The organism is Flavitalea flava, from assembly GCF_054461575.1.
In genome coordinates, this window is the sequence record NZ_JBTLQH010000033.1 from 67,035 (window position 1) to 77,779 (window position 10,745).

The 10,745-nt window shown below is 46.8% G+C and carries 6 protein-coding genes; 2 read left to right on the top strand and 4 right to left on the bottom strand.

Annotated elements, in window-relative coordinates; genetic code table 11:
• Positions 1 to 92: 92 nt before the first annotated feature.
• Entirely contained in the window at positions 93 to 632 is a 540-nt protein-coding gene (locus tag ACX0G9_RS23385) for a DinB family protein (protein ID WP_459067388.1), read from the bottom strand.
• A gap of 84 nt (positions 633 to 716) precedes the next feature.
• On the opposite strand from ACX0G9_RS23385, the gene ACX0G9_RS23390 reads away from it, so the two are divergent.
• Together ACX0G9_RS23390 and ACX0G9_RS23395 are read left to right on the top strand one after the other, a co-directional pair.
• Positions 717 to 1,250 (top strand): carboxymuconolactone decarboxylase family protein, encoded by a 534-nt coding sequence (locus ACX0G9_RS23390; RefSeq protein WP_459067389.1) that lies wholly within the window; start codon positions 717 to 719, stop codon positions 1,248 to 1,250.
• A gap of 68 nt (positions 1,251 to 1,318) precedes the next feature.
• Positions 1,319 to 2,269: an alpha/beta hydrolase gene (locus ACX0G9_RS23395; RefSeq protein ID WP_459067390.1), complete on the top strand. Its 951-nt coding sequence runs from the start codon at positions 1,319 to 1,321 to the stop codon at positions 2,267 to 2,269.
• A gap of 19 nt (positions 2,270 to 2,288) precedes the next feature.
• Here the strand turns inward: ACX0G9_RS23395 and ACX0G9_RS23400 are convergent, their stop codons facing one another.
• The 3 genes from ACX0G9_RS23400 to ACX0G9_RS23410 all read right to left on the bottom strand — a co-directional run.
• Positions 2,289 to 5,969 (bottom strand): VCBS repeat-containing protein, encoded by a 3,681-nt coding sequence (locus ACX0G9_RS23400; RefSeq protein ID WP_459067391.1) that lies wholly within the window; start codon positions 5,967 to 5,969, stop codon positions 2,289 to 2,291.
• A 50-nt stretch (positions 5,970 to 6,019) separates the two neighbouring features.
• Positions 6,020 to 7,552, bottom strand: coding sequence for a RagB/SusD family nutrient uptake outer membrane protein (locus ACX0G9_RS23405; protein WP_459067392.1), 1,533 nt, complete (start codon positions 7,550 to 7,552; stop codon positions 6,020 to 6,022).
• A gap of 19 nt (positions 7,553 to 7,571) precedes the next feature.
• The coding region (locus ACX0G9_RS23410) for a SusC/RagA family TonB-linked outer membrane protein (RefSeq protein ID WP_459067393.1) at positions 7,572 to 10,745 on the bottom strand (3,174 nt) is incomplete at its 5' end.

Genomic DNA, 10,745 nt, shown 5'->3' on the forward strand with positions numbered 1-10,745 from the left:
GAACTAGTGTAGTTTGAATTTTTTTCAAAAAAAATATCTTTTCATGCCATTCAGGTTTCCTTAAAATTCAAACTTTTCAAAATATCAGCCCCCTACCCCAAATACCGTTCCTTAATTATTTTCAAATGCCTTAATTCATGCCCGGCAATATGGTAGACTATCGCTCTGACTGTCCTTTCATTGAGTTGTCCATCTGCTATTCCCCGTCGCATTAGGCTTTCTTGCGGTAATCCGTTAAAAAAGGCAATAGTTGAATTCCGGACTGCTACATATTCCTCAAAAATACTGTCCAGGCTTCTGTCGTCTGCCAGACTGTATGCAGCAAAAGCATCCTGGTCAAAACCTGGCAGTTTTGTTTTATCGTTCCTGGCAAACCGCAGGGCGCGGTAAACAAAGATCCTTTCATCGTCGATCAAATGCACCAGTATCTCTTTGATCGTCCACTTACCGGGAGCATAACGATAAATCAATTTTTCTTCCGGCAAACTATAGACAAGGTTCCTGATCATCAGAAAATTCTCCTGAAGGTGGGCAAGAACAAGGCCATCATCTTCCACAAGATCCATATAAATGGAGGAATAGGCGGGATATTCGTCTTCCTTTGGTTTGCTTATTTTTCTTAAAGATGGCATAAAAAAATTGAACCTTTTTTGAGTGAATTCATTGCTATATTTGTTACGAACCCGTTCAGTCATAAATCTACAAAAAAGAAATCTATGCCCTTTAAAGTTCCGGGAATTAACGAAGTTTCAGCCGAAGCACAAGTAACCTTTGCAAATTTGCAAAAGGTTTCCGGCAAAGTCCCCAACCTGTACGCCACCATTGGATATTCGGGAAATGCGCTGAACTCCTATATGGCTTATGTGCAGGCCCAGGCAAAAGGGACTTTCCACGCCAAAGAAAGGGAAGCCGTTTATCTGATCGTTTCCCAATTGAACGCGTGCGAATATTGTTTATCCTCTCACACGGTCAGTGCCATGAAATTTGGATGGAAAGAAGACGAAACCTTATTACTCCGCGCAGGGACCTTTCCAGAAACAAAATGGAAGGTAATCTACCAGGTGATCCAATCCGTCATTGAACAAAAAGGAGAAGTAAAGGAAGAATTATTGGCAGCGTTTTATGGGCAGGGCTATACCGAGGGAGGGCTTATGGATCTGATGGTCCTGATAAACCTCATGTCCTTTACCAATTATGTATATCGCCTGACGAAGATCCCCATTGATTTCCCATTGGCAAAATCGATTTGATCCAAAGCTTTACCTTTCCACTGGACCCTTCCAGTGTATGTTTGATAACAAAGAAAATACCTGAGATTATGCTATCCTCCATAAAAAATTGTTGCAAATTACCATTACTCTTATCGGTTATCGTAATGGCCTTCTGCCAGGTTACCCGGGCACAAACAGTCATACCCCTGTATCCCGACAGTATTCCCAACAGCAAACCATCACCCAATGAGGAAAAATCTGAGATCAATGAAGACGGGGTATTGATCATCAGCAAAATATCCAGGCCCAACCTGACCCTCTTCCTGGTACCCAAAGAAAAGTCTACCGGTACGGCTGTTATCATTTGTCCCGGAGGTGGGTATTGGGTGGAAGCGGCAGGTCATGAAGGTGCGGAGGTGGCCAAAAAATTCAATGAGATGGGCGTAAATGCCATCCTTTTGAAATATCGTATTCCCAATGATCAGACCATGATCGACCGGGAGATCGGCGCTCTGCAGGATGCACAACAGGCGATAAAGGTAGTCAGGGAACAGGCGCTGGCCTGGAATATCCTTCCCTACCGGATCGGCATCATGGGATTTTCGGCAGGTGGCCATTTGGCTTCGACTGCAGGCACCCATTTTTCAAAGGCATATATCCAAAACAAAAATAACACATCGCTGCGGCCAGATTTTATGATCCTGGTTTATCCGGTGATTACTTGCAGCGATAAGTTTGGTCCTAAGGGTTCCTGTGAACAACTGATCGGCAAGGACCCTGCTCCCGAAAAAATAAAGGAATACTCGAATGACCTGCAGGTCACCGATGCTACCCCGCCAGCCTTCCTGGTCCATGCGGGCGATGACCCGGGAGTGTCTCCGCAAAACAGTATTATTTTCTACCAGGCGCTTCTGGATCACCATATACCTGCTGAATTGCATATCTATCAAAATAGCGGCCACGGTTTCGGTCTTCATCTCAAAAATTCGAAGGAGGAATGGATGGATCGTTGCCGGAGCTGGATGGCAGGGAACGGGTGGCTTACCAAAAAACGATAAGTTACATTAAAGCGATAAGTTACTTTAACATTTTATACAAAACCCTATTCTCCCCCTTATCATTGATGACCTCTATCTTTCGGATGTTCCCATTGACATTGGTAAACCGCGAAGATTGGGAAAGAAATGAAGACCCATACCCCACCTCTTCCCTCCGGATCTTTCCATTCTTCAAGGTAATCAGCAATATCCGGTCTTTAGGCTTTAGCCTGACCGAAGGCGAACCTCCTTTCGAGGAAAACAACTTCAAGGGACCGTTATTCTGAGAAGCCGCCAGCAAACTGGTATTTCCTGGACCCATTAATTTTACGAGGGACTTCCCGTCACCGGGAAGGAAAAGACCACTTTGCAAAATAGTCCGGGGTTGAAAGTTCCCTTTGCCATCACCCAGCAATACAAGACCATTCAGGGCATCATATCTCCCCGTTGTTACTTCGGTCCCAAAATCATTTCCACTGAGGGCGAGGTCAAGCATTCCGTCCTGGTTAAAATCATCGGCCACCATTCCGTATATAGGCGCCAGTTGGGCCATTCCTGGCAACCTATGCATCTTGAAATGCCCGCTGCCTGTATTTTCCAGGTAACAACTGTAAAAATTATTGGCATGTCGGAAATAGGCGTCTTTTATTTCTTCTTTTGAAAAAATATCGGAGAAGGTTGCCTGTCCGAATTCCTTGTAGGTGAGGTATTTCTTTTTGAGACCGGGCAATTGTTTCATCATTTCATCCCGCGAAGCCGCAGGAAATTCTTTCAGTCCTCCGTTCCCATCCGGCAAAAAAAGGGTAATGATTGCATCCAGGCTTTGATTCTTATCGAAATCTTTGGCATAAATACTTACCGGGTGTTCTGCACTTGCTTTATAAAAGGAGTTCTCGCCCAGGTTCCCCACGATATAATCGATATCTCCGTCATTATCGAAGTCGCCGGCAGTTATACTGTTCCACCAGCCTATCTCACCAGCAACTCCGGACTGAAGCGTGACATCCACGAATTTTCCATGATCGTTCCGGAAAAACCTTATCGGCATCCATTCTCCTGTCAGGATCAGATCGGTCCAGCCGTCGTTATCGAAATCGGTCCAGACCGCGTCGCAGACCATGCCCACCTGCTGCAACCCCGGAGCAACCGTTGCCGTGATATCCGTAAATTTGGGATGGCCCGGCCGGGAATCATTCCGGTAAATAAAACTATTGACCGGCAAAGGGTAATTCCCTGGCAGCACTCGCCCGCCGATGAACAGATCAAGATCACCATCATGATCTATATCGGCGGCCTTGACGCAACTTTTGCTGGTATAATTAACCGGGATGGCGCTTGTATCCAATCGAAAATTCCCTTTACCGTCATTTATCCAAAGCCGGTCCTGGTAATCTTTGGATCCTGCCGGAAATTCATTGCTCCCGCTTGCACAGTACAGATCAGGGTAACCGTCACCGTCTGCATCGAAAATAAGCGTTCCCAGGTTCTCGGGAAACCGTGTATCCTTACCCGCAATAGCAGGCAAGGTCCTGTCCAGGAAACGGCCATCCGGTTGCTGCAATAAAAAATGCTGTCCGTATTCTCCTGCGCTGGTCCCGATAAATATATCATCCAGTCCGTTGCCATCCAGATCTCCGGCGGCCAGGGAAGGGCCATACTGCGACAATTTGTGTGGCAGCAGTTTTTCTTTATTAAAATCGATAAAATCAGTTTCATGATGGAAATACTGAATGCCCGCCGAGGAAGTGATATCTGTAAAAAGGGGCTTGACGGCCCTATCCCCCAAACCGAACCCATATGGTGTGGAAGCGTTCCTGATATCTGCCGTCATGACCTGGTTGGCGGCCACCTTTCGGAGCACCTCCTGTTTGCCATTCGGCCATTTAATAACGGCCGAATCGATAAGGGCAATTCTTCCCAGCCCAAAATGTGCTTTTGCTTCGACCGTTGACAAATAACCCCGGTAGGGAGAATTCTCAAAAACCTGTAATTGCCCATTTCCGTAATAAATTTCGGCCCAGGCTCCTATTCCGTCAGGGTTTTTGTCATCGCCTTTAAAGATAATATCCAGGAACCCGGAACCATTTAGCGTATTCTCATAAACAAAAGCCTCATCATTGATATTATTTACGACATAATCCAGATCGCCATCGTTATCCAGATCCACGTACACGGCGCCATTGGAAAAAGAAGGGGTTTCCATTCCCCATGCTTTGGTGACATTCTCAAACTGCAGATCGCCCTTGTTCTTAAATGCATAATCAGGGATCCGGATCTGTGGTACCTGGCTGATCAGTTCTTTTTTGGATACGGCAGCTCCTTTTTCTTGCCGGAATGCGCTGAAATCATGGTCAGTAACATCCCTGGGATATCCATTGGTGATCAGTATATCCCGGAACCCGTCATTATCGAAATCCGCAAGGGACGGATTCCAGCTCCAGTCTGTCTCCGCGACTCCTGCATAGAAACTGATATCGCTGAAAATGGGCGGTCCTATGGAATCATGCCCGTTCACACGGGGGCCCTGGTTCAGCTGAAGGGTATTACGCACATACTGTAACATATAGTTCCCATAAAGCATATTCTGATAGATCGTATAATTGGCGCCCCCCATATTTTTCTTTTTTCTGAAATTATCCTCAGGATCCATATCGACAGTCAGCAGATCCGCCAGTCCGTCGTTATTGATGTCTGCCATGGCATTGCCCATCGCATTCTGGGAGGTATGCTTAAAATATTCGCCAATCCTGTTAGTAAAAGTCCCGTTGCCATTATTGATGTAGAGCAGATCGCTGCCCAAAAAATCATTCGAAACATAAATATCCTTCCAGCCATCCCGGTTAATATCCACTATGGCCACGCCCAGCCCATAACCATGATCTGTAATATTAGCCGCTGCACTTACATCGGTAAATACCGGGTGTTTAAGGGAATCATTCCAGTCATTTCTGAAAAGTTTATCGACATCCCGATGATCCTGTGATGCATTATTGGAAGCAAAACGGATGGCGGCATCGCGCTGGGTCAATTTGGTCGTGACCAGGTACATATCGAGGTCCCCGTCATTATCATAATCGAAAAAAGCGGCCTGCACCGAATAACTCGTATCAGCAAGCCCATATTCAGCCGCCATTTCCCTAAATACCGGAATCCCGTTCTTATCCGGGCCCTGGTTGACGTATAATAAATTGGTACGTTGTGCCGGGTCCTTTTTAATAGTAGTACAAACATAAATATCCGGCCATCCGTCATTATTAATATCCACTACACTGACCCCATTGCACCAGCGTCCCTCTCCGGTTACCCTTGCTTCCAATGTTATATCGGAGAAACTAAAATTGCCTTTATTAAGATACAATTTGTTGGACACCTGGCTGCCAGTGAAATAAAGATCCGGCAATCCGTCTTTATTAAAATCTCCTACTCCCACCCCTCCGCCGTTATACAGGAATTCCTCGTCGATGGGATTGATCGAATCATTCTCCGTGATCTTATTATTAAAATGTATCCCGGATGTTCCGGAAGCTATTTTTTTAAAAAGTGGGGGCTGAACAGGTTGGGAATGACAAGCCGTAAAGAAGAAATTGATTGTCCAAAACCCAACCCAAAAAAGAGGAAAGCGGAAAGACCACATCATCCTGAAATTTACGTTTTCCCGGAACAATAACAAAAGCCAGGGAATTCCCCTGGCCTTGTCAGAGGGGGCTGCTCCGCAACGCATAGAGTATGGATGGGGACATGCGAGAAATTTTAAACAGGAGCATGGCACCATCAATATCCGGTGTTTTGAATAATATTCGAATTCTTTTGAGTCTCCGAATTGGGAATAGGAAAATTCAGGAAATGCGCATCAAAACTGGTAAGACTGTTCCCATCCTGATCCAGGGCTATGGAATTAAAAAAAGCGCTGTTCAGGGTGATGACCCCTCCCAGGGCCCAGCGGCGCAGATCATACCAACGCTGTCCCTCTGCAGCCAGTTCGCGGAAACGTTCATCCATGACCCATTGCAGGATGGTACCTTTGTCTGTCACCGTATTATCCAGGTCTGCGGGAACCGTTCCTCCTGAAACCATATTACGGGCACGGGCACGGACCTGGTTGATCAACCCGATAGCCTGGGACAAATTTCCTCCGGATTGCACTATTGCTTCTGCCTGAAGCAGCAACACATCTGCATATCGCAAAATCCTGGGATTATTTACGGAATTCGCCGGGCCTTCCGCTTTATCGTTAAGGATATATTTATTGATGGTGGTCCCGGTAAAAGTAAAGGGGATACGCGGGTCATTGGCCTCGAAACTATTAACCAGTTTTTCAGTAGTACTATACACCCCCCCTCCCATATAAGAGGTAAAATTCCCCGGGCCGAACGATTGCCAGAAAGCCCCGGCCACACCGATATTTGCCTGATCGTTCGAGAGCCAGGCATTGGTGGAACCCGCTCCCAGAATGGGCACTCCGGCCTGGAATTCAAAGAGCGATTCCTGGTTATTTTCCTTATTGACGTCGAAATTATCTTCAAAATTGGTCGCCAGGCTTACTCCGGATATCTTTCCGAACGCATCGATGGCTGCCTGAAAATCGGCAGCATTTTTATTGACCGTTCCCCGGAAGACCAGGCATTTTCCCAGGAGCCCGTAAGCAGCGTTGGCTGTCACTCTTCCTATATCGGATGGACCCCATGGCGCTGAAGGCAAGAGGGTTGCTGCCTTCGTAAGATCGGTTATCGCCTGATCCAGTAATTCCGTTCCTTTGGAACTGGGTGGAGTGAGCCCCGCGGTGGAAGTAATGACTGTGCTATCGAGGGGAGCGGTTCCGAAAACATTCCACAGCTGATAATGTCCAAAAGCCCGAAGGAAAAACATCTCTCCCTGGTTATATTGTTGAAGATTTGGTGTTATATATATCCCGGACTTTGCTTCCGTTATCTTTTGCAGGATCTTATTAGCCCTGTTCAATAAGACATAACAACTGCTGAAGTATTGCGATATCTTTGCATTGGCCGGATTAATGCCATTACCAAAAATCTCGAAAGGTTCGGAGGCATTAATAGTCAGATCATCTCCCGAAAGGAATTGGATCTCTCCCTCCCAACTCCCCCCACCCGTTGCATTGGAGGATGCATAGAAATCCGTCATGGCCGCATATACGCCGATAATGGCCGTCCGGTAATCCGATTCGGAATTAAAATAGGAAGTTTCGCTCTGGGTAGGCGGTGGCAGGTTCAGATCATTCCTGTTACAGGAAAGAAAGGTGAACAATATTCCTGAAATGATGATCAAAAATTTACTATATATTTTCATATATTTCTTTTTAAGGGTGTTAGAAAGATGCTCTGACGCCTACCAGGAATTGCCGGGTCGTCGGATTAACATCATTTTCCGGATCAAGACCCGAATAATGGGTTACGGTAAATAAATTGATACCGGTTACATATATACGCAATGCCTGGATGGTTTTTGTAGACTCCAGCCATTTTTTTGGCAAATTGTAACCCAGGGAGAGATTCTGCAGCCGGAAATAACCTGCATTTTCCACCCAACGGTTGGAGGCCCTTAAATTACCATTTGGGTCTCCATATACGGCCCTTGGCATATTGGTATGGGTATTGGTGGGCGTCCAGGCATTAAGCACGGAAGCAAACTGGTTGCGCCCGTATCCGTTCATACTTTCCGCCGCTGCCCTGGTGGCATTGAATTTCTGTACGTCTCCTACCCCCATGAAAAACAAGGAGACATCGAAACCTTTATAATTTGCGCTGAGATTGAACCCATAATAATAACCGGGAATCGTTTTTCCCAGGTAGGTTTCATCATTGGCATCCACTACGCTGTCCGGTTTGGGGTTATGCAGACTGCTGCCAGCCTTAGGCTGACCGTAAATATTCTGAAAATAAAGGTCTCCTGGTTTTTGTTGGGTAGAGATCTTATCGGTGGTTCCGGTTTTATATTTATCTATCTGGGCCTGATCCTGAAAAATACCACCTACTTTATATCCATAGATAAATCCGATAGGCAATCCTTCTTCTAAGTTGCTGGCAGAATACCCATCACTGCGTTTAGCCTGATGATCGGCCAGGGTAAGGACCTCATTATGAACGGTAGTCAGATTGGCGGAAAGGGAAATTCCGATATTTCCAAAATTCCGGTTATAGCCCGCCTGAAACTCCAAACCCCTGTTCAGTACATCGGCGACGTTTAAATTCGCCGGGATTTCAAAACCGGTGCTGGGTGACAAATTAACCTGTTGTATGATTCCTTTGGTTACCTTATGATAATAATCAATAGTTAACGAAACCGTATTGTTCAGAAGCAACGCATCGATCCCTACATTGGCAGACCGGAGTCTTTCCCAGGTCAGGGAGGCGTTGGCAAAATTCCCATAGGCAATTCCTAAATTATTGGATTGTAAACCTCCTCCCAGATTATAAGACGGAGGATTTACATTAGCTACGGACAGATACTGCCAACCTCCCGTCGTTTGTTCATTTCCCAGGATACCGTAGCTCCCGCGGATTTTCAGATCATTTATAAACGGGATGGATTCCATGAATTTTTCCCGGGAAATACGCCAACCCGCCGAACCCGAAGGAAAAGTTCCGAATTGATGTCCGGGGGCAAAACGGGAAGAACCATCTCTTCTGACCACTCCTTCCAGGTAATACCGGTTGTCATAATTGTAGCTTATGCGTCCCAGGTAACCGATCAATACGTAATGACCATTCAGGGAAGAAGAGGCCTTTTCCGTTCCTGCCGCATTAAAATAACGGAGAGAGGGATCCTGGCTATATACATAGGAAGCCAATGAATTGGTGTTCCAATAATATTCCTGTTCTGAGGCATCCGCGGTAATTCCCAGGTTATGTTTTCCGAAGCTGTGTATATAATCGCCGTTTACCGACTTCACGGTATTGGTCGTGATGCTGTTGGAAATCCCCAGGCTGTTGGGAACGGTACCAGGTGTGGCATTCGGCACGCCGCCGTAAGGATTACCCGGGGTTTCCTGGAATTGCCAGTTGTCGAAAGCGGAATAGGTGTTATTGGTCACGGTGTACTGCTGGCCGCTGAACGTCGCCTTGAATTTCAGACCCGGAAGAGGCTGTACCTGTATATAACCGGTTCCTATGGCGCTCTGGCTCTTGTATATATTACTGCTGCTGGCGAGTGCGCCCAGGTAGTTTCCGCTGGGAACATACTGTGGACCCCAAAGACGTGAATAAGAAAACACAGGGTCCACTGTGATCAGAGTGTCCAGATTTCCGGGTCTTGATTGATAGGTAGAAGAGCCGGGCGTTATGGGAGCCGTCAATTTATACAAAGGAGCATATCCGTAAGGATTGCTTTTGTCATATATAGCCTGCCAGGGAGCTGCCTTATAGATCCCCAGGTCACCGCCCGATCCTCCGTTCAACCGTTCCTGGATAAGGCGTAGATTGACACCAGCCTCCAGGTATTTGCCTATTTTGCTGGTGACATTCGAAGCTATGCTATACCGCTGTGTATTCACGCCGACGATCGGCCCATCGTTGGAGGCATAACCTGCCGAAAAATTATAGTTGATATTGTCCGTACCTCCGCTTGCCCTTACATTATAGTTGCTGAGTTTAGCCTTGTTATTGATCAGGGCATGCTGCCAATCATAGGTAGGGCTATTACCCAGGTATTCGGTGCTGGCGGGATCCCAGACAGGTCCGAAGAACTGGGCCTGGCCGATGGGTATGGGAACCCCTCCGGTAGAATAATAAGGATTGGCATTATAGGAATGGGTATAAAAATCGACGAATTGAGGGGTATTCAGCACCTTATAGGTTTTGGGTACTTTTTGTGTGCCCGTATAGGCGTCCACATCCACTCTCACCCTGCCTTTCTTTCCGGATTTGGTGGTGATAAGGATCACTCCGTTTGCAGCTCTGACGCCGTATATGGCAGAGGCAGAAGCGTCCTTCAGGACGGAGATGGATTCGATATCGTTGGGATTGATAATGGTGTAAATATTGATCGGCGTCCGGCGGGTAGGATCGTTGACCGCATCGACCGTCGCGCCGGATCCACCTTCGGCGAGAGGAATTCCATCGATGACATATAAGGGATCTGCCGTATTAAAGGAGCTGACGCCCCTGATCCTGACGGTCGGGCGAGCGCTTGGGTCGCCACCGGCGGAGGTGACACTTACGCCCGGGATCTGGCCCTGCATGGCCATTTCGGGACTTATGGAAGAACTTTTCTCGATCTGTACGGCACTTATACTGGATACCGCACCAACAATATCTTTTTGTTTACGGGCTCCATAACCGATCACGACAATTTCATTCAGGTCTTTGGAAGATTCTTTCAGGACCACTTCTATTTCCAAACGTCCGTTCACCGGAAAACGCTGGGTGATAAAACCAACGGAGCTAAAGATAAGGATCCCATTATCAGGAACTTTGATCGAAAATTCACCCCGGCCATCCGTAGCTGTCGACTGTCCTGTTTTATCAACAGTGACAGTAACTCC

Bases quoted from the DNA above. Each gene is read 5' to 3' on its own strand.
- ACX0G9_RS23385 (WP_459067388.1), bottom strand. From the start codon at position 632: ATGCCATCTTTAAGAAAAATAAGCAAACCAAAGGAAGACGAATATCCC.
- ACX0G9_RS23395 (WP_459067390.1), top strand. From the start codon at position 1,319: ATGCTATCCTCCATAAAAAATTGTTGCAAATTACCATTACTCTTATCG.
- ACX0G9_RS23405 (WP_459067392.1), bottom strand. From the start codon at position 7,552: ATGAAAATATATAGTAAATTTTTGATCATCATTTCAGGAATATTGTTC.
- ACX0G9_RS23390 (WP_459067389.1), top strand. From the start codon at position 717: ATGCCCTTTAAAGTTCCGGGAATTAACGAAGTTTCAGCCGAAGCACAA.
- ACX0G9_RS23400 (WP_459067391.1), bottom strand. From the start codon at position 5,969: ATGCGTTGCGGAGCAGCCCCCTCTGACAAGGCCAGGGGAATTCCCTGG.